Raw genomic sequence first — 18,191 nt, forward strand, 5'->3', positions numbered from 1 at the left:
GGGCAATCTCCGCGGTCACGATACGCTCAGGCGACGAGGGCCTTGCCGGTGTTCGCCGCCTCCAGGTGGGCGCGCATGTCCTCGCCGCTCATCGGCCGGCCGAACAGATAGCCCTGGCCTTCGTTGCAGCCGAGCGAGGCGACGAGCTTCATCTGCTCTTCGGTCTCGATGCCTTCGGCGACCACGATCTTGTCGAGGCCGGCGCCCAAGCTCGCGACGGCCGCGACGATGGCATGCGTGTCGCTCTCGGTGCCGAGATGGCGGGTGAAGGACTGGTCGATCTTGATCTTATGGAAGGGGTACTTGCGCAGGTAGTTCAGCGACGAATAGCCGGTGCCGAAATCGTCGAGCGAAATACTGACGCCGAGATTCTTGAGCTGCTCCATGGCCGCAAGCGTGCCTTCATTGTCCTCGAGCAGGAGCCGTTCGGTGACCTCGAGCTCCAGGCGCTGCGCCGGGAGGCTGGATTTGGCCAGCGCGGCCACGACCTGCAGCGCCAAGCCGCGTTCGCGGAACTGCACCGGCGAGAGGTTGACCGCGACCTTGACGTTCTTCGGCCATCGCGCCGCTTCGACGCAGGCGCGGTTGAGGACCCATTCGCCGAGCGCGATGATGAGCCCCGTTTCCTCGGCGACCGGAATGAAGACCGATGGCGGCACGTTGCCCCGGATCGGATGATGCCAGCGCACGAGCGCCTCGCAGGTCGTGACGCGCCCGGTACGCAGGTCGACCAGCGGCTGGAAGTGCAGCGTGAACTGCTCTTTCGTCAGCGCTTCGCGCAAATCGAGTTCCAGCGCGCGCCGCGCCTGCGCCGCTTCCTCCATTTCCAGTGCGAAGAACCGGTGATCGCCGCCACCGCCGGTCTTGGCCGCATAGAGGGCCATGTCGGCCTTCTTGAGCAGTTCGTCGGCGTTCGCGCCGTCAATCGGCGCCATCGCGATGCCGACCGAGGCGCCGATATCGATGCGGTGGCCGTCGATCTCGAACGGATCGCTGAGCTTCTGTACCAGGCGCCTCGCCAGCCATTTGGCGTCCTGCGGCCGCTCGGTCTTGGTTTGCAGCACGATGAATTCGTCGCCGCCAAAGCGCGTGATCATGTCGCCCGGTCCGATGACGGTGCTCAGGCGCCCCGCCACCGCCTTCAGCAGCTTGTCGCCGAGGGGATGGCCGAGCGTGTCGTTGATCGTCTTGAAGCGGTCGAGGTCGATCAGATGGATGGCGAGATGGTTGTCGCGGTCATGCACCGAGGCGAGCAGAGCGTTGATGCGCTCGTGGAACTGGGTGCGGTTGGCAAGCCCGGTCAACACGTCAAATTTCGCGAGATGAGTAATGCGCTCCTGCGCGCGTTCGCGTTCGGTGACATCTTCGAGAATGATGACGTAGCCGCCGCGCGCCATCGACCGCCGCGACACCGCGAGGGTGCGGTCGCCGGCCCCGATCATCTGCAGTTGATCGAAGCCGTCGTTCTTCAGCGTCGCCAGAAGATCGCTTACCACGTCCTTCGCGCGCTTGGCCTTGTGATTGCCGGCGCGCATGGAATGGCGCACGAGCTGCGAGATGCGCATGCCGACGCGGATCGGCGCGCTCTGCAAATTCAGCAATTCGAGGAAACGCTCGTTCCAAACCTGCAGCCGGTCCTGTTCGTCGAGCATGCACAGGCCGTGCGACATGTTGTTGAGCGCGATGTCGAAGCGCCGGGCCTGCTCCTCAAAGCGAGCGGCGAGCGCGGCTTCCTTGCGCGTGATGGTCAGCGCCTGGATGACGATGTCGCGGATCGAAAGGGTGATGTCGATCATGCCGTAGATGAACAGCAGCCCGACGAAGCCGAGGACCTTGTGTATCCACGCCGGATAGAGCAGCAGCGCGATCACCATCGGCAGCATGACTAAGGTGAACTGGCCGACGGCGATGAAGGGGCGGCCGGCGTTGCGGCCCGCGATCGCGGCGGCATAGCCGGTCGCGGTCGTGATGACCGCCATCTGCAGCGCGGCGTTCGTGGTCTGCATGAGCGTGAGCCAGCACAAGAAGCCGAGCAGGCCGGAGAAGCCCCACGCGCCAGCTTCGTAAATGTGCTCCCACCGCTTGATGATGGTGGGCTGCTCGGCCGCCTTCTTGTAACGGCGGTAGAAGAAGGCCGAGGCGACCCGCAGCATGCCGACCGCGAAGATCGCGGCCGAGCAGGCCATGATGGCGCGGTTGTTGACGCTCAGCGCAACAGCCATGCCGATGATCGAGCAGTTGACCGCGCCGATCGTCAGCGACGAAATCGGCGCGAACAAAGACTCCACCAGCGCCGCCCGAACTTCCCCTGGAAGCTCGGCGTCTGTCCTGCGCGTCTGAAGCAGCTTCGTGACCAGCATCAAAGGGAACCGACAGGGCTGTCTCACTGAGAGCCAATCCTACCGGCCCACCTTCAATAGTATCCAAACAGCCGGGCTTCCCGCGGCAGTCGATGCGCAAATGGCGAATGATTGGCTAAGGCGAATGCTAAACTTTACATCGCTGGCCGCATTTTCCGCATGTGGGAACCAATTTCGCCGGATTCCTGCACGTTCACGGCTCTTTTGAAGAGCGGGACTTGCTGCAATTGCTCAGCAACTTCTCGTGACCATGGTTAATACAGTTTCAACGCGTTATTGGCTTTGAAATCGTTTGGGAATTAGGCCTTGGGTTCCGAACTACACGCGGCCCGGGTACATAGGCCGACCAACGTCTGATTGTGAATGTGTTAACGATTTGATAAGGTAAAAATGTAGTTAAGCGGTGCGGTGCATGTCGACCTTTGCGGTATCGAATGCCGGTTCTGCGGTCCGGGATGGTGCTGGGGTGAGTTCCTCCGCGCCCACGCCCAGCTACAAGTCCGGCGTCGACCTCAAACTGGTCGATCTCGGCAAGGCCACCGACGCCAACCGCCTCTTCGATCTGAAGCAGCTTGAAGTCACCTTCGACGAGCCGAACGGCGCGTTGTGGGCTTTCATGCGCGCGCGCGGACGGCCGAGTTACAATCTCGATCTGCTCGACGACATCCACGCGCTGCAGCGCGGCGTCTTCGCCCGGTTCTCCGACAAGCCCGATCAATTGCGCTACTTGGTCGCCGGTTCGCGGACGCGCGGTGTTTTCAGCCTCGGTGGCGACCTAAATCTGTTCGCGGCCTGTGTGCGCGCGCAGGATCGGCAGGCACTGGTCGAGTATGGCAAATCGTGCGTGCGCGTCCTGCACGGCTTTCACACCGCGCTCGACCTTCCGATCATCACGCTGGGCGTCGCGCAGGGCGATGCGCTCGGCGGCGGCCTGGAGTCGCTGCTGTCGTTCGACGTGATCATTGCCGAGCGCGACGCGAAGTTCGGCTTTCCCGAAGCTTTGTTCGGCCTGTTCCCCGGCATGGGCGCCTACAGTTTGGTGTCGCGGCGGACAAGCGCGGCTTTGGCCGAAGAGATGATGCTCAGCGGTCGCACCTTCACCGCCGACGAGATGAAGGAGTTCGGACTCGTGCACATCGTCGCCGAGCCGGGACAGGGCATCGCCGCCGCCCAGGACTACATGCAGCGCACCAACCGCCGCTATGCCGGCGTGCGCGGCGTTTATCAGGCGGGTCGTGTGGTCAATCCGCTGTCTTTGGCCGAGCTCGACGCCGTCGTCGGCATCTGGGCCGATGCCTGCCTGCGGCTCAGCGAGCGCGATCTGAAAGTGATGGGGCGCCTGATCTCGGCGCAGGATCGCTTGCAGACGCCACTGCAAGCGGCCGAGTAGCTCACTTCTTCCGCTGTTTCTTCGACGCGGTCGCGTGCGACCATGCGGTCGTGAGCGCCGGCTTCAGTTCGTCCGCCTTCAAGTTCGCGAGTGTGGCGGTGGTCCAGCCCTGTTGGCCCCAGGCATTCGGCACCGGCGCGAAGGCGTCAGGCGCGACTGTGCATTTCATCTGCTGTTCGTCGGGTGTGAACTTGAAGTTGGCGGTTTTGCCGTCGGCAGCGAGCGTCACGTAGATGCGCGCGACCTTGAACGCGGCGCTATCGAAGTGTGGCGCTTCCTGCGTACCCTCGAGCGCGAGCGCCAGCCGGCGCAGATCCTTGGCGGTTGCCATACGCTCCCGTCCTCCGCAGCAGCGGCCATCAGACCGGCGATTATGGGAGATGGAAAGCGTCCGCGCCGAAAACAGGTTAGACGTCGAACGCGTACCGATGCGTTGCTGCCGCAGCCAGAAACCGGCAAAATCAGCTGCGTCCGTCAAAATCCCCGTTGCGACCGGTTGTCATCCGGCGCGGACATCGGAAAAACGTCCGCCACGCGCAGTGGTTCCGTCACGCGCCATCCGGCCACAGCCATGCCGCGCCGCGCACCCCGCTCGAGTCGCCGTGCACGGCCCGCACGATTTTGGTGTCGATGGCGTCGGAAAAGGCGTAGTGCGCGATCAAGTTGCCGAGCCCGTCATAAAGGCCGTCGATATTCGACAGGCCGCCGCCGAGCACGATCACCTCCGGATCGATGATGTTGACAATCGATGCCAGGCCGCGCGCCAGTCGCTCCCGATAGACGTTGACGGCCGCGCGCGCTTTGTCGTCGCCGGCCGCCGCTGCGGCAGCGACGTCGTGCGCGGGCAGGGAAGCCTCAGTATGCAGCGCGTATTCGCGCGCGAGACCCGCGCCGCAGAGAAACGTCTCGATGCAGCCGTGTTTGCCGCAGTAGCAGAGGTGTCCCGGCAATTCCGACGCCTTGGGCCAGGGCAGGGGATTGTGGCCCCATTCGCCGGCGATGTTGTTGCGTCCGGTCAGCACCTGGCCGTTCACGACCAGTCCGCCGCCGACGCCGGTGCCGAGGATGACGCCGAATACGCTTGCCGCGCCGGCGGCCGCGCCATCGACAGCCTCCGACAGCGCGAAGCAGTTGGCGTCGTTTTCAATGCGGATCGGCCGTCCGATGCGGGCGCTGATGTCGCGATCGATCGGCTTGCCGATGAGGACGACACTGTTGGAATTCTTCAACACGCCGGTCTTGCTGGATAAGGCGCCCGGCGTGGCGACGCCGACCGTGCCTCGCCGGCCGAGCTTGCCTTCGACCGCGAGCACGAGGTCGGCGATGGCACCGATCGTGCCCTCGTAGTCGCCGGACGGCGTTGCCACGCGTTCGCGCGCCAGCGTCGCGCCCGACTCGTCGAGCGCGATGATTTCGATCTTGGTACCGCCGAGATCGATGCCGATGCGCATCGTGGCGTTACTTCACCGCCAGCAGTTCGACGTCGAAGATGAGCGTTGCGTTCGGCGGGATGACGCCGCCGGCGCCGCGCGCGCCATAGCCGAGTTCCGGCGGGATGATCAGTGTGCGTTTGCCGCCGACCTTCATGGTGGCGACCCCTTCGTCCCAGCCTTTGATGACGCGGCCCATGCCGACCGGAAACTCGAACGGCTCGTTGCGGTCGACCGACGAGTCGAACTTCTTGCCCTTGGCGCCATTCGTGTAGAGCCAGCCGGTATAGTGCACGACCGCGGTCTGGCCGCGTTGCGGCGAGGCGCCGGTGCCGGTCTGGGTGTCGGTGATCTGCAGGCCGGAGGCGGTGGTCATGGTCTTACCTTGCGCAAGGACGGGGATGGTGGAGGCTGGTACAACGGCAAGCCCGGTGATCAGGGCCAGAGCCGCAAGTGTGGCGCGCATGGCGTCTCCTTATCGAGGTGAGGCGAGCCTCATACACCCCGAGGATGGGTTTGTCGCGGGGGGCGCAATGAACTTGCCGCTCGCGCCGACGGCGTCATGAACCTCCCCCCGTCCTCCTGAGGTGCGAGCGCGGCGAGCCTCGAAGGATGAACGGCCCCGGCCGTCGCCCTTCGAGGGCCGTTTCGCGGCCACCTCAGGACGGGGCACGTGCGCTGCCCAGCTTCGTGGTGCGGGTTAGCTGAAGGCGTTACCAGCCGTGTTTTGATGAAGAGCGGATTACGCTTCGCTAATCCGCCCCACGGGCTGCTCGTGCCTGACGAATTTCTCGCCGATGAACCAGAGGCTTCCTCATTCCGCCGCCTGCATCGGCAGCACGTAATCCTTGAACTGCGTCCGCAGCCGCGTCTTCAGGATCTTGCCCGTCGCGGTGTGCGGGATTTCGTCGACGAAGGCCACGTCGTCCGGCATCCACCACTTGGCGCATTTGCCCTTCATGAAGCCGAGGATGTCCTCCTTGGTCGCGGTCTCGCCTTTCTTCAGCACGATGACAAGCAGCGGGCGTTCGTCCCATTTGGGATGCGTCACGCCGATAACGGCGGCTTCCGCCACTTTGGGATGGCCGACCGCGAGGTTTTCGAGGTCGATCGACGAGATCCATTCGCCGCCGGACTTGATCACGTCCTTGGAGCGGTCGGTGATCTGCATGTAGCCGTACTCATCCATGGTGGCGACGTCACCGGTGTCGAACCAGCCTTCTTCGTCGAAGGCCTCGTTGCCTTCGCCTTTGTAATAGCTCTTGGCGACCGCCGGCCCGCGCACCTTGAGCCGGCCGAACGTCTTGCCGTCCCAGGGGAGGTCCTTGTCGTTGTCGTCGGTGATCTTCATCTCGACGCCGAACGGCGCGTGGCCCTGTTTCATCTCGATATCGAGCCTGGCGTCGCCGGTCAGCTGCGCGTATTCCGGCTTCAAGGTGCAGAGCGAGCCGAGCGGGCTCATCTCGGTCATGCCCCAGGCATGGATCACCCGTACGCCATAGACGTCCTGGAATGTCTTGGTCATGGCGCGCGGGCAGGCCGAGCCGCCGATCACCACGCGATCGAGATGCGGCAGTTTCTGGCCGGTCTTCTCCAGGTCCTGCAGCAGCATCAGCCAGATGGTCGGAACGGCGGCGGTGAAGGTGACCTTGTAGGTTTCGAGCAATTCGTAGATCGAGGCGCCGTCCATCTTCGGCCCGGGCATCACCAAGCTCGCGCCGACCATCGGTGCGGTCAATGCGAGGCCCCAGCAGTTGGCGTGGAACATCGGCACCACGGGCAGGATCACGTCGCGGCTCGACGCCGCCATGGCGTCGGGCATCGCCGCGATCATCGAATGCAACACGTTGGAGCGGTGCGAATAGAGTACGCCCTTCGGATGGCCGGTGGTGCCGGAGGTGTAGCACATGCCGGCGGCGGTGTTCTCGTCGAACTCCTTCCAGGCGAAATCGCCGTCGACCTCGGCGATCCAGTCCTCGTAGGCGATCGCGTTCCGGAGCGACGTCTGCGGCATATGCGCGCCGTCGGTGAGGATCACATAGCGCTCGATGCTCGTCAGCTTGTCCGCGATCTTCTCGACGAGCGGCACGAAGGTGAGATCGACGAACATCATGCGGTCTTCCGCATGGTTGACGATCCAGACGATCTGTTCCGGGAACAGGCGCGGATTGACCGTGTGATAGATCGCGCCGATCCCCATGATGCCGTACCAGGATTCGAGGTGCCGCCAGGTGTTCCAGGCGAGCGTCGCGACGCGGTCGCCGAGCTTGATGCCGTCCTTCTCCAGCCGCTGCGCGACCTTCAACGCGCGGGTGCGGATTTCCGCATAAGTCGTCTCAACGATCGGTCCCTCGACCGAGCGGGTGATGACCTTGCGGCCGCCGTGGAATGTGGCGGCGTGATCGACGACGCGTTGGCACAACAGCGGCCAACCTTGCATCAGGCCGAGCATGGCGGTTCCTCTCTGCGTTTCCGGGCCGCGTTTTTGAGCCGCGGCGGCATGTATTTTTGGGCCGGCGCCCCTCGCCGGTCAGGCATAAGTTAGCCGCGGGGCTGGGCACCTCGCAATGCTGGCGAACGTGGTAGAGTGAGTATCGCAATGCCCACGACGATGTTTTCCGAGGAAGGGCCGGTGGCCGTCAGCGCACAGAGAGATCCGATCCGCATCGCGATCGTCGAGGACGATATTGCGGTGCGGAAAATGCTGGTGTCGGTCCTGTCGGCCGATCCGCAGTATGCCGTCGTCGCCGAATTCGGCGAGGGACTGCCGGCGATCGCGGCCATGCCGCATTTGGCACCCGACATCGTGCTGGCGGACATCGGGTTACCGGACGTGTCCGGCATCGAGGTCATTCGCGGCATCAAGGCCGTCTGCCCGACCTGCAGTGTACTGGTCGTAACCACCTTCGGCGATGAGAAGACCGTCACCGCCGCGCTTGAGGCCGGCGCCGATGGCTACCTGCTCAAAGGCCTGGCGCTCGACGAACTCAAGCGCGACATCCGCGCGCTTCGCGACGGCGGCTCGCCGCTGTCGCCCCTGATCGCCCGCAAGCTGCTCAACCGGTTGCAGGCAGATGGTCCGGGCGCGCGACCGGAGATGGCGTCCGACACCGCCTTGACGCCGCGCGAGCAGGAAATACTGCAACTCATCGCTAAGGGGTTCTCCTACGCCGAAACGTCGAAGATCTGCGGCATCGGCACCGCGACGGTCCACAGCCACCTCAAGAGCATCTATCGCAAGCTCGAGGTGCATTCGAAGACGGAAGCGGTCTACGAGGCGCGTCGCCGCAGCCTCATCAACTAGCCGATCGGGGCGCGTCGAGAGTCAGACGGATCGTCGTACCTCGCCCGGGGCTTGAGTTGATTTCAATGGTGGCCCCCGTCGAGATCGTAGCAACGCGTTTGCGCATGTTCGACAGGCCGCGGCCCGCCGCCGTGGTCGTCTCGTCGAAGCCACGGCCATTGTCGCTGACGCAAATGACGATCGCTGACGTGCTGGCGTTGTAGTGTGCGGCCAGCTTGGCGACCGTGGCTTTGGAGTGATGCAGCACGTTGCTGAAGGCTTCCATCAGGACGAGCTTGACCGCCAGCGTGTCGCGTGGGGTCAGCCCTTCGATCGGCGGCAAGTCGCCGATCTGCCAGTCGAACGCGATCCCCGCCAGCTCGATGCCGCTGCCCATGCGGTGCCGTACGTTGCCGAGGAGCAGGCCGACGTCGCCGTCGACGGGCTCGGAGCTGTCGACGAGGAAGCGCAGCTCCATCAGAACCTCGCCGACTTTGCGCCTGACATCGGCGGCTTGGATGTGGCCGGTCGAGAGCGAAGCCAGCAGCGCGGCGAGGCTGGCGCCGATGCTGTCGTGCATGTCGGCCGAGATGTTCTGCCGCTCGGCCACGGCGGAGTTGACGATTTCGAGCTGCGCCTGCCGCTTCACCGTCTCCAGCCGCCGAATGAAGTATGTGGCCGCTACGATGCCGGCGGTCAGCACGAGCCAGCAGAGGCCAAGGGCGTATAGGAAACCTATATATCGGGCGCGCAGATAGTCATTGTCATAGGCGACGGTGACGTAGAACGGCGTCATCTGCGAGGCGACGAAGGTGCCGATGCGCAGGACATCGTCCGGCCCGGTGCGCGCATAGAAGGTGCCAACGTTCTCGCCGGCGAGGACACGGCGATAGGCGACGGCAACGCGCGGGACCTCGTCGCCAAGGCCGATGGTGCCGTTGAACGTGCGGACGCGCACGACCCCGTCTTTGCCCGCGAGCGCGGCGAAGCCCCGGTCGCTGAGCTTGAGCTTCTCGTAGAGCCGCACGAAGTGGGACAGGCGATAGGAGAGGATCACGACTCCGTAGAATGCTCCGGTCTCGTCCCGCAGCGGTCGTGAGAATTGGATGATCCATTCATCGACCATCGCGCTGCGCATCGGCGTGCCGATATAGAGGATGTCCTCGTTCGGTGAGTCCGCGTGGATGCGGAACGCGTTCCGATCCTTCAGCGACATCGCCGGCACCGCGTCGGTGGTGGCGCTGGCAATCAGCGTGCCGTTGCGGTCGAGAATTGCCGGCCCGATCATTGAGGGTTGTGGCGTGTAGCCGGAGAGCAGCCGATGGAGTTGCTGTTCGTGCTCGGGCGACACGGCGTCTTTCGGGATGTCGGCCGCAACGCGCGACAGGATCGCGTCTGCGGCGGCCACGTCGTCTTCGAAGTCAGCGAGGAGAACCTGCGCGACGGTTTCCGTCTGACGATAAAATTCTTGCTGGATGAGCGACTTGAAATGGAGGCCCGCCGCGACGCACAGCAGCAGAACGAAAAGCGAGAACGTGCCGCAAATGATCGCGCTCGAGGCGTTCGACAGGCGGCCGGACAAAATGCGCGCTTTGCGTGGGGTCATCGTTCTTTGGAAGCCGGCAGTCGTGTCCCCGCAATCTAAGTTGCTCGCCTAACCGCGAGGGGATCACCAATTCTGGGGATGAGGGACCGTCCCCTCCGCTCACGTAACCATTTCCGGGGGTTGGTCAATAGCATTGCATGGTCCACGTTGCGGCCGAAACCCGCCGGTGGAATGCCCCATGCTCGATAGGCCGTATCGCGTTAACCCGACAGCCGCGGCGCCCGTCGCGCTGACCGATAAGCAGATGTTCATGCTGTTTCCGACGCCTCTGTTCATGGGCAAGGTGTCGGATATCAGCTTGTGCGATCGCGTCGAGACGAAATTGCGTGATCTCAAGAACTCGGGCGTCGGTCATTCTTCGCCGGAAGGCGCGGTGCTCGCCTATATGTCGCCTGACGATATCCAGACCTTGCCGGAGATGAAGGAACTGGTCGACGTCATCATGCGGGAGTCGGGGCAGATCCTCGACGCCTTGGCGGTCAAGCGAGACTCCCACTACATCAGCAACATGTGGGCCAATATCGCCAATCCGAACCGGCGGCACCACCTGCACATCCACCCCAACTGTCTGCTCAGCGGCATTATCTACATCGCCACCCCCAAGCGCTGCGGCCAGACGCTGTTCGTCTCGCCCCGGCTGCTCTCGAAGGGGCTCGAGCCGACCTATACGCAGAAGAACGAGCTCAACGCCGACGTCTTCTCGTTCCCGGCGGAGAAGGGGCGCATGGTGATGTGGCCGGCGCATCTGCCGCATGGGGTCGAGCAGGGCGCCGCGGAAGAGGCGGACGAGCGGATCGTCGTCGCCTTCAACATTATGATCCGTGGCAAGATCGAGCAGCACACCGCGCAGCTTAGCCTGCTCTAGCGTCCGAGGACCCGTATAAATGCCGTAATTGTTGCGCCGAGTGGCGCGGCAATGCGAGTTTTACGGGCAATCTCTCTGCTGATGGGGTTCGGCTGTGGCGTGGCGGGGGCGCAGGACGTGCCGTTGCCGCGCGAGCGGCCGGCTGTAACCCCGCCCGTACCGGGCGCGCCGCATTCGTTCCGCGAGGCCGCCGGACCCGATTTCAACACTTCCGATGTCACTGCGGGCCCCTCGGCCTGCGACGAGCGTCTCGCCAAGATCGCGACGGCAGTTCCGATGCCGCGCCTCATTGGCCCCGGCGCCTGCGGCGGCGGGGACGTCGTGCGTCTCGACGCTATCCTGCTCGGCGAGGACAAGCGCGTCACGCTCAAACCTGCGCCTTATTTGCGCTGTCCGATGGCCGAGCAGCTTGCGCTCTGGGTGCGCGACGACGCGGCGCCCCGGGCGGCGACACTCGGGGCCGCGCTGTCGGCGGTCGAGACCTACGACGATTTCTCCTGCCGCGGCCGCAACCGGCAGACCGGCGGCAAGCTCAGCGAGCACGGCAAGGCGAATGCCGTCGATGTTCGCGGACTCACTTTGGCCGATGGTCGCTTCATCGCGCTGACTGATGTGCACGCGTCGAAGGAGCTGCGCACGTCGCTGCGCGACAGCGCCTGCGCGCGTTTCACCACGGTGCTCGGCCCGGGCTCGGACAGCTATCACGAGGAGCACATCCACCTCGATCTGCTCGAGCGCCGCAACGGCTATCGAATTTGCCAGTGGGCCGTGAACGAGCCGGCGCCGCCAAAGCCGACGGTGGTCAGTGTGAGTGCCGAAGCTGTTCCTCTACCGCCGCCGCGGCCGTCCAACCTGGACAATCGGCCGCACCGAACGCGTGGTTTGTGAATGTCCTGTCCACGCTCCCTTCACCCATTCCCGGTACCAAATCCCGCATGAGCATCGGTGATCCCGCAGCTTTCGCCCCGCATGCCGCTCCGGGTGTGAGTCGGCGCGGCCTGCTCAAGGCCGGGCTGGGCGTCGCCGGCGTTGGAGCGCTGGTCTTTCCAGGCACCGGCGCCTATGCCGCGCTGGAGGCCGCCAACGATCTGGTGATCACGCCGTATCGCCTCACGCCGCCGGGCTGGCGCGCCGGTCAGCGACTTACCATCAGCGTCATCGCCGACCTGCACGCGGGCGGCCCCAATATGGGTCTTCAGCGCGTGCGGCAGGTGGTCGACGCCGCCAACGCGCTTCAGAGCGATCTCATCGTGCTGATGGGCGATTACTTCGCCACGCACCGGTTCGTCACCGAAGTGGTGCCGAACGAGGCCTGGTCGGAAGAGCTCGGCCGCCTGCGCGCGCCGTTCGGCGTCTATTCCATCCTCGGCAATCACGACTGGTGGCACGGCGTCAAAGGCGTGCGCGAGGCACTCAACCGCGTGCACGTGCCGTTGATGGAGAACGATGCCGTCCTACTGGGTGATCCCGGCCGCCGCTTCTGGCTCGCCGGACTTGGCGATCAACTCGCGCACTGGCTGGGGCCGAGCCGCTTTCGCGGCGTCGACGATTTGCCCGGCACGCTCAAGAAGGTCACCACCGACGATCCGGTTCTCCTGCTCGTGCACGAACCGGACATCTTCGTGCAGGTGCCGGAGCGTGTGTCCCTGACGATTGCCGGACACACCCATGGCGGCCAGATCCGGCTGCCTCTCGTGCCGCCGCTATGGACGCCATCGGCCTATGGCGCGCGCTTCGCCTACGGCCATATCGTCGAGCGCAACCGACATCTTATCGTCTCGGGTGGGCTCGGCTGCAGCCAAGTGCCGCTGCGTCTCGGCGTGCCGCCGGAGATCCTGCATATCACGCTGGGGTGACCTTATCCCGCATGCGCGCCGAGGGGCTGCTCGAGCTGGCGTCCGCGCTCACACGAGCGCGGGGTATGAACCGCCATCGAGATGGATGTTCTGTCCGGACATGAACCCCGCCAATGTGCTGCACAGAAACGCGCAGGTCGCGCCGAACTCACGTGGATCGCCCAAACGTTTGGCGGCGATGGATTGCACCTGGCGAGCGCGCGCCTCCTCGTAGGAAATGCTCTCGCGCGTCATCGCGGCCTTTGCCATCTGATGCTGCCGGTCGGTATCGAATCGCTCAGGCAGAAGGTTGTTGATGGTGATGTTGAAGCGGGCGACTTCGAGCGCCAGCGCCTTCATCGCACCTGTGAGCCCCGAGCGCGCACCGGCCGATGGCGCCATATGCGGCCGCGGGGTGGTCACCATCGCCGACGTCACGTTGATGATGCGGCCGAAGCGTCGCTCCTTCATGCCGGGAAGAACGCTTCGCGTCAGCATCATAGGCGCGATCATATTGGCCTCGATCACCTGTATCCAGGCGTCGTGATCGATCTCGCCGAAATAGGCCGGCTTCGGGCCGCCATTGTTGTTGATCAGGATGTCGCAGACCGGCGCTGCCGCCAGCAGGCGTTGGCGGCCATCACCGGTGGCGAGGTCGGCAACGACCGCGGTGACGGTGCCGCGCGCCAGGGCGACGAGGGTCTCAGCGGCCTTGTCGAGCTTCGCCTTGTCGCGTCCGTTGAGGACGACGTTCACGCCTTCGGCTGCCAGTGCTCTGGCGCAAGCCAAGCCGAGCCCTTGGCTCGATCCGCAGACGATGGCGGTTCGGCCGGCGATATCCAGATCCATCGGTCCTTGGTCCTTTTGAATTGATTCCGCAGTGACGTCGTGGCGCTTAGTTGTCGACCTGGATGTGGCTCTTCTTCACCACCTCGCTCCAGACGGCCGTCTGCTCCGTCATGAACTTCGTGAACTCGGTCGGTGTGCTGGGATAGGCTTCGGAGCCGAGCTTCTCGAAGGCCGCCACCGCTTCGGGCTTGCGCAGCGCCTGGCGCATGACGGCGCTGAGTTTGTCGATGACCTGCTGCGGCGTTCCTTTCGGGGCATACAATCCGTTGAAGGTGAGACCGGTTACGTTGGGATAGCCGGCTTCGGCCATTGTCGGAACGGATGGCAACTTTTCCATGCGCTTGCCGGCGATGACGGCGAGCACGCGCACAGCGCCGCTTTCGACGTGCGGCAGCGCGTCGACGGGCTGAATGAAGGCGGCGTCGACGTGATCGCCGATCAGATCGGTCATCAGCGGCGCATTGCCGCGGTAGTTGACGCCGAGCCATTTGACGCCGGTCACCTGCTGCATCAACTCGCTGACCATGTTGTTGATGCTACCGACGCCGCCGTAGCCGACCTTGATCGCTTCCGGATTTTTCCGCGCGTATTCGACGAAGTCGGAAACCGTTTTCGCGGGAAAATCCTTGCGCACCAGCAGCAGTGTGGGAGCCTGCGAAATCGAGCTAATCGGAATGAACGAATCTTGCCAGCGATACGGCGCGTCCTTGGTGATCAGCGGGCCGAGCAGGATGGGGCCGTTGGATGCGACGAATAACGTGTATCCATCCGGCTTCGCGCGCAGCACGAAGTTGCCGGCGATGAGTCCAGCGCCGCCCGGCCTATTCTCGACGATGAGCGGTTGACCGAGCGTATCGCCGATCGAACGCTGCAGGATGCGCGCGCTGACGTCGACATTGCCGCCGGGCGGATAGGGGATGACCAGCGTTATCGGTCGCGAAGGATAGGTTTCGGCGCGTCCCGCCGTGACCGTTGTCGTGTAGGCGATAAGTCCGAGAGCCACGGCGAGCGCCATTCGCGGCGTCGTGCTGCGCGTGGCGTTGCAGGCAGCCGTCATCGTTCGACCATTTCGCATGCGTGTACCTCCCTGAATTTGTTATTTTCTATAAGCTGGCTGTGCCCGCGCTTAGCGGACCTGTCCGAGAATGTATTTGACCGCTTCAGAGCGTGTGCCGACCCAGATATCGTCGGCAGCAGTGGCGATCTCCAGCATCTCGCGGAAGACGGACATGCCGAGCGGGCGTCCAAACACATGCGAATGAATGGTCGGATCGAGCCGCGCCGGGCCTTGCTCGTGCTTGCGCACATAGGCGAGCCAATCTTGGAATATCTCCAGCATCACCTTCGGCGGATTGCCATAGCGCATGTAGAGCGGCAGGTCGTTGCACTCCATGTTGCTGGAGAAGGCGACGATGGTGCCCGTATCGTATTTGACGAGATAGGGAAGGTCGTCATTCAGCGAGTCCCCGTGCCATTCGAAGCTTTCCTCGGTCAGCATCTTCGCGGTGCGCTGGCTGGGCGTACCTCGCGGGCTGATCCACCCGGTCGGACGCTTGCCGCCGGTCGCCTTCACGATCAGGTCGACGGTGCGGCGGATATTGGCGCGTTCGTCCTCCTCGCTGAGATAGACTGGGATGACGTCCATCGCATACGAATGCGCGACAAGGTCATGACCCTGATCTGACAACTGCCTGACGATCTCCGGATGACGCTCGGCCATTACGCCCGACAGCATGATGGTCGCCTTCACATTGAAGGCTGCCAAGGTCTCCATCGCGCGGAAGATGCCGCGGCGATGGCCGTACTCGGCGAACCCGAGCGCGTTCAGATCGAGGAAGCCAGGCTTGAGCGGATTGCCCATCGGTCCGATGCCCGGCCAATGGCCGTCCGACCAGCCCTCGAAAGCGCAGCGGAAGAACACGGCGAGACGGCGTCCGCCGGGCCAGCGAAAATCCGCCGGAAGTGCGATTTCCTCGCCGCCGCTATGCGTGCCGATGTAGCCCATGGATGTCCTCCCGTTTCCTTTTCCCGCGAAGAAGGTCGGGGCACAGAAGCGGTCATGCCGAGCGACACCGACGGTGCTCCGCAGCGACGATGTCGCCCCCGCGCAGGCTTCGCGATCTGCAATCTTGCTTACGCTTGTGTGGCGTTTTACTCTATAAACACGGATATATATTCAGAATTGATGTGATGAATAATATAGATATCGAGCTGCTGCGGGCGTTTTGCGCGCTGATGAGCGAGCGCAGTGTCTCGCGTGCCGCGGCGCGGCTGAATCTCAGTCAGCCGGCGATGAGCCATGCACTCGGCCGTTTGCGCAATGTGTTCCAGGATCCGCTGCTGCTGCGCTCACGCGGCGGTATGGCGCCGACCGAGCGCGCCGTCGCCGTCGAGCCGCGCATCCGCGCGATTCTGCACGAGCTCGACGCGGTCGTGGCGCCGCCGGAGAAATTCGATCCGCGCACCTCGACCCGGACGTTTGTCCTCACCGCGACCGAATATGCCGAATTCGTTCTGTTGCCGGCGCTCATGTCCCGCATCGGCACGGAGGCGCCGGGCATTCGGATTGAGATTCGTGCGCCGAACCAGAACCGCATGTTGGACTGGCTTGAGGCGGGCGAGATCGACATGCGCATTGCCTGGGTGCGCAATGCCGTGGGGTCGTTGCGATCGCGGGCGCTGTTTCAGGACAGTCTGGTGTGCATTGTCCGCAGCGATCATCCGGTCATCGGCAGCGCATTGTCGCTCGCGCAGTTCTTCACGCTGCCCCACGCGCGTCCTCAGGTGATCGGCCGCACGACCACGGCTCAGGCCATCGACGAGGCCGTCGCCGCGCGCGGCGGCAAGTTACGGGTCGGCCTATCGGTGCAGAATTATCTGATCATCCCGCACATCGTCGCGAGCTCGGATTTCATCGCCACCTTACCGCGTCGGCTCGTGGCGGCCTTAACTCCGCAGTTGCCGATAAAGGTGCTGGAGCCGCCGCTGCGGCTGCCGCGCATGCGTTATGCCGCGTTCTGGCACGACCGTAGCCACACCGATGCCGGCCACCAGTGGCTGCGGCGCACGATTGCCGACACCGCGAGCCGTCTTTGAGGCAAAAGAGGTTGGGGCGCCCGTCCGGTGCGACCGGCCCGCGAACAAAAAAAACGGCGCCCGAAGGCGCCGTTTTCGTCATCCCGTTCGCGCGGGCTGATTAGCGGAACAACGAGCTGGTCGAAGCGACGCGCGGATTGAACGGCGCATCGCCCTGGCCGGGCGCCAGCACCACCACCACCGAGCCGTCCTTGGCGCGGTTGTAGAGGTCGATGACGTCCTCGTTGGTCATGCGGATGCAGCCCGAGGAGATCGCCTGACCGATGTATTCAGGCTGGTTGGTGCCATGAATACGGTACAGGGTGTCCTTGCCGTTGGCGTAGAGATACAGCGCGCGGGCGCCCATGGGGTTCTGCGGGCCGCCGGAGACGAAGTTCGGCACATCCATACGCTTCTTGATGTCCGCAGTCGGCGTCCAGGTCGGCCATTCCGCCTTGCGTCCGATCTTGGCAACGCCGGACCAGGCCAGCGCTTCTTCGCCGACGGTCACGCCGTAGCGGATCGCCTTGCCGCCATCGAGCACGTAATAAAGGTAGCGCGCGTCGGAATCGACCACGATCGTCCCGGGCGTTTCCTTGCGGTGATACGTGACGATGTGCCGCTTATACGGCTCCGGAATGTTGACCTTCTCGTACGGCGCCGCCGCCAAGAGCTTCTTGTCCCGAACCGTCAGATTAGCTTCCGAAGCCGGTTCGACGGTGGACTGCATGCAGCCGCCCAGAACCAGGCCGATTCCCAAGAGAACGACCGACAACCCCCGTGTTGCCATTATTTCTGATCCTTTTCCCCGGTCGCCCCAATAGCGCCCGAACAGAATTTGTAACTGCTGGAATTAACCGAATCGAACGCGGGAAAGCCATGTTTTCTAGTGCTTCCCACAACAGCTTCCCGCTTTCTGTTGCAGGAAAGACGCAATTCGACCGAACGCGCGCCACAAGGCCTTCGAACCCCGGAAATCAATAGTGCCCACAAGACGTTAACGGAGAGTTTACCATAACGGGCGCTGTATTATGGGGTCGTCACGGCCCGCCACTGGCGCGCCGCATCGGTCACGATAAGACTAAAATTGCCATGCATTTCTGCCCCACTTGCTGGCCATATTAGACCAACGGCTGACATGGCCGAAAAAAGCCAGACGGAGGAAGCAATGGACGAAGACAATAAGGAGCAGAGCTCCGCTCCCGGATCGCCTAGATCGCCCAACGAGCTTGATTCTCGCTACGGCAAGATCGGCATCTCGGCGGTCGCCGCCGCGGTGCGCTGCCAGCCGGACCAACGCCGGCCGGCGAGCAGCAAGCGCTTCGCGTCCGACAGCGAATAGCGCAACGGGCCGGCGCGTGCCGGTCGCCAGCACAACCCCATAGCGTCTCAACGATGACAGGCCGCCCGATGCGCGGTCATTGTCGCCGTGCGCGCGTCATTTCGCTTGCACGCTGGCGCGGGATCGGGCCAAGAGAGCAAAAGCTCTCCGGCGATG

17 protein-coding genes are annotated in these 18,191 nt (G+C 63.9%); 7 read left to right on the forward strand and 10 right to left on the reverse strand.

Features of this window, described 5'->3' with window-relative positions:
• Positions 1 to 26: 26 nt before the first annotated feature.
• Complete coding sequence (locus tag DW352_RS24685; RefSeq protein WP_162827181.1) at positions 27 to 2,360, reverse strand: putative bifunctional diguanylate cyclase/phosphodiesterase; 2,334 nt, start codon at positions 2,358 to 2,360, stop codon at positions 27 to 29.
• Positions 2,361 to 2,826: 466 nt separating this feature from the next.
• Between DW352_RS24685 and DW352_RS24690 the strand changes: the two genes are divergently transcribed.
• The gene (locus DW352_RS24690; RefSeq protein WP_162827182.1) at positions 2,827 to 3,750 is read left to right on the forward strand and encodes a crotonase/enoyl-CoA hydratase family protein; all 924 of its coding nucleotides are present in this window, start codon (positions 2,827 to 2,829) and stop codon (positions 3,748 to 3,750) included.
• Between the two features lies 1 nt (position 3,751).
• On the opposite strand, the gene DW352_RS24695 is transcribed toward DW352_RS24690, so the two are convergent.
• The 4 genes from DW352_RS24695 to DW352_RS24710 form a co-directional block, all read right to left on the reverse strand.
• On the reverse strand, positions 3,752 to 4,081 hold the full coding sequence (locus DW352_RS24695; RefSeq protein WP_115693820.1) for an MmcQ/YjbR family DNA-binding protein: 330 nt from the start codon (positions 4,079 to 4,081) through the stop codon (positions 3,752 to 3,754).
• Positions 4,082 to 4,298: 217 nt separating this feature from the next.
• A complete protein-coding gene (locus DW352_RS24700; RefSeq protein ID WP_115693821.1) occupies positions 4,299 to 5,201 on the reverse strand; it encodes an ROK family protein in 903 nt (300 codons plus the stop codon).
• Positions 5,202 to 5,208: 7 nt separating this feature from the next.
• Positions 5,209 to 5,646, reverse strand: coding sequence for an FKBP-type peptidyl-prolyl cis-trans isomerase (locus DW352_RS24705; RefSeq protein WP_245434240.1), 438 nt, complete (start codon positions 5,644 to 5,646; stop codon positions 5,209 to 5,211).
• A 348-nt stretch (positions 5,647 to 5,994) separates the two neighbouring features.
• Positions 5,995 to 7,632: a 3-(methylthio)propionyl-CoA ligase gene (locus DW352_RS24710; protein WP_115693823.1), complete on the reverse strand. Its 1,638-nt coding sequence runs from the start codon at positions 7,630 to 7,632 to the stop codon at positions 5,995 to 5,997.
• A 147-nt stretch (positions 7,633 to 7,779) separates the two neighbouring features.
• Between DW352_RS24710 and DW352_RS24715 the strand changes: the two genes are divergently transcribed.
• Positions 7,780 to 8,484 (forward strand): response regulator, encoded by a 705-nt coding sequence (locus DW352_RS24715; protein WP_115693824.1) that lies wholly within the window; start codon positions 7,780 to 7,782, stop codon positions 8,482 to 8,484.
• Here DW352_RS24715 and DW352_RS24720 read toward each other — a convergent pair.
• Positions 8,477 to 10,069, reverse strand: coding sequence for a cache domain-containing sensor histidine kinase (locus DW352_RS24720; protein WP_115693825.1), 1,593 nt, complete (start codon positions 10,067 to 10,069; stop codon positions 8,477 to 8,479). The genes DW352_RS24715 and DW352_RS24720 overlap by 8 nt on opposite strands.
• Before the next feature lie 178 nt (positions 10,070 to 10,247).
• Between DW352_RS24720 and DW352_RS24725 the strand changes: the two genes are divergently transcribed.
• From DW352_RS24725 to DW352_RS24735, 3 genes are all read left to right on the forward strand, one after another.
• Positions 10,248 to 10,934, forward strand: a complete 687-nt coding sequence (locus tag DW352_RS24725; protein WP_115693826.1) for a TIGR02466 family protein — start codon at positions 10,248 to 10,250, stop codon at positions 10,932 to 10,934.
• 117 nt (positions 10,935 to 11,051) lie between these two features.
• Complete coding sequence (locus DW352_RS24730) at positions 11,052 to 11,822, forward strand: extensin-like domain-containing protein (protein WP_162827183.1); 771 nt, start codon at positions 11,052 to 11,054, stop codon at positions 11,820 to 11,822.
• A gap of 47 nt (positions 11,823 to 11,869) precedes the next feature.
• The gene (locus tag DW352_RS24735) at positions 11,870 to 12,790 is read left to right on the forward strand and encodes a metallophosphoesterase (RefSeq protein WP_115693828.1); all 921 of its coding nucleotides are present in this window, start codon (positions 11,870 to 11,872) and stop codon (positions 12,788 to 12,790) included.
• Between the two features lie 48 nt (positions 12,791 to 12,838).
• Here the strand turns inward: DW352_RS24735 and DW352_RS24740 are convergent, their stop codons facing one another.
• From DW352_RS24740 to DW352_RS24750, 3 genes are read right to left on the reverse strand one after another with little or no spacing between them, the layout of a single operon-like run.
• The gene (locus DW352_RS24740; RefSeq protein ID WP_115693829.1) at positions 12,839 to 13,618 is read right to left on the reverse strand and encodes an SDR family NAD(P)-dependent oxidoreductase; all 780 of its coding nucleotides are present in this window, start codon (positions 13,616 to 13,618) and stop codon (positions 12,839 to 12,841) included.
• Positions 13,619 to 13,664: 46 nt separating this feature from the next.
• A complete protein-coding gene (locus DW352_RS24745) occupies positions 13,665 to 14,693 on the reverse strand; it encodes a Bug family tripartite tricarboxylate transporter substrate binding protein (protein WP_115693830.1) in 1,029 nt (342 codons plus the stop codon).
• 51 nt (positions 14,694 to 14,744) lie between these two features.
• Positions 14,745 to 15,623 (reverse strand): polysaccharide deacetylase family protein, encoded by an 879-nt coding sequence (locus DW352_RS24750; protein WP_115693831.1) that lies wholly within the window; start codon positions 15,621 to 15,623, stop codon positions 14,745 to 14,747.
• A 185-nt stretch (positions 15,624 to 15,808) separates the two neighbouring features.
• Here DW352_RS24750 and DW352_RS24755 point away from each other — a divergent pair, with 185 nt between their 5' ends.
• Positions 15,809 to 16,714 carry a LysR family transcriptional regulator gene (locus DW352_RS24755; protein WP_210209889.1) on the forward strand — a complete coding sequence of 302 codons (906 nt, stop codon included), beginning with the start codon at positions 15,809 to 15,811 and terminating at the stop codon, positions 16,712 to 16,714.
• A gap of 100 nt (positions 16,715 to 16,814) precedes the next feature.
• On the opposite strand, the gene DW352_RS24760 is transcribed toward DW352_RS24755, so the two are convergent.
• A complete protein-coding gene (locus DW352_RS24760) occupies positions 16,815 to 17,483 on the reverse strand; it encodes a L,D-transpeptidase (RefSeq protein ID WP_115693833.1) in 669 nt (222 codons plus the stop codon).
• A gap of 378 nt (positions 17,484 to 17,861) precedes the next feature.
• Between DW352_RS24760 and DW352_RS27005 the strand changes: the two genes are divergently transcribed.
• Positions 17,862 to 18,035 (forward strand): hypothetical protein, encoded by a 174-nt coding sequence (locus DW352_RS27005; RefSeq protein WP_162827185.1) that lies wholly within the window; start codon positions 17,862 to 17,864, stop codon positions 18,033 to 18,035.
• Positions 18,036 to 18,191: the final 156 nt, after the last annotated feature.

The organism is Pseudolabrys taiwanensis (assembly GCF_003367395.1).
Taxonomy (GTDB): Bacteria; Pseudomonadota; Alphaproteobacteria; order Rhizobiales; family Xanthobacteraceae; genus Pseudolabrys; species Pseudolabrys taiwanensis.

What these genes read in the sequence shown, in the direction of transcription:
- DW352_RS24725 (WP_115693826.1), top strand. Translation starts at nt 10,248, where the DNA reads ATGCTCGATAGGCCGTATCGCGTTAACCCGACAGCCGCGGCGCCCGTC.
- DW352_RS24740 (WP_115693829.1), bottom strand. Translation starts at nt 13,618, where the DNA reads ATGGATCTGGATATCGCCGGCCGAACCGCCATCGTCTGCGGATCGAGC.
- DW352_RS24720 (WP_115693825.1), bottom strand. Translation starts at nt 10,069, where the DNA reads ATGACCCCACGCAAAGCGCGCATTTTGTCCGGCCGCCTGTCGAACGCC.
- DW352_RS24760 (WP_115693833.1), bottom strand. Translation starts at nt 17,483, where the DNA reads ATGGCAACACGGGGGTTGTCGGTCGTTCTCTTGGGAATCGGCCTGGTT.
- DW352_RS24755 (WP_210209889.1), top strand. Translation starts at nt 15,809, where the DNA reads ATGAATAATATAGATATCGAGCTGCTGCGGGCGTTTTGCGCGCTGATG.
- DW352_RS27005 (WP_162827185.1), top strand. Translation starts at nt 17,862, where the DNA reads ATGGACGAAGACAATAAGGAGCAGAGCTCCGCTCCCGGATCGCCTAGA.
- DW352_RS24735 (WP_115693828.1), top strand. Translation starts at nt 11,870, where the DNA reads ATGAGCATCGGTGATCCCGCAGCTTTCGCCCCGCATGCCGCTCCGGGT.
- DW352_RS24685 (WP_162827181.1), bottom strand. Translation starts at nt 2,360, where the DNA reads ATGCTGGTCACGAAGCTGCTTCAGACGCGCAGGACAGACGCCGAGCTT.
- DW352_RS24705 (WP_245434240.1), bottom strand. Translation starts at nt 5,646, where the DNA reads ATGCGCGCCACACTTGCGGCTCTGGCCCTGATCACCGGGCTTGCCGTT.
- DW352_RS24700 (WP_115693821.1), bottom strand. Translation starts at nt 5,201, where the DNA reads ATGCGCATCGGCATCGATCTCGGCGGTACCAAGATCGAAATCATCGCG.
- DW352_RS24695 (WP_115693820.1), bottom strand. Translation starts at nt 4,081, where the DNA reads ATGGCAACCGCCAAGGATCTGCGCCGGCTGGCGCTCGCGCTCGAGGGT.
- DW352_RS24715 (WP_115693824.1), top strand. Translation starts at nt 7,780, where the DNA reads ATGCCCACGACGATGTTTTCCGAGGAAGGGCCGGTGGCCGTCAGCGCA.
- DW352_RS24750 (WP_115693831.1), bottom strand. Translation starts at nt 15,623, where the DNA reads ATGGGCTACATCGGCACGCATAGCGGCGGCGAGGAAATCGCACTTCCG.
- DW352_RS24745 (WP_115693830.1), bottom strand. Translation starts at nt 14,693, where the DNA reads ATGCGAAATGGTCGAACGATGACGGCTGCCTGCAACGCCACGCGCAGC.
- DW352_RS24710 (WP_115693823.1), bottom strand. Translation starts at nt 7,632, where the DNA reads ATGCTCGGCCTGATGCAAGGTTGGCCGCTGTTGTGCCAACGCGTCGTC.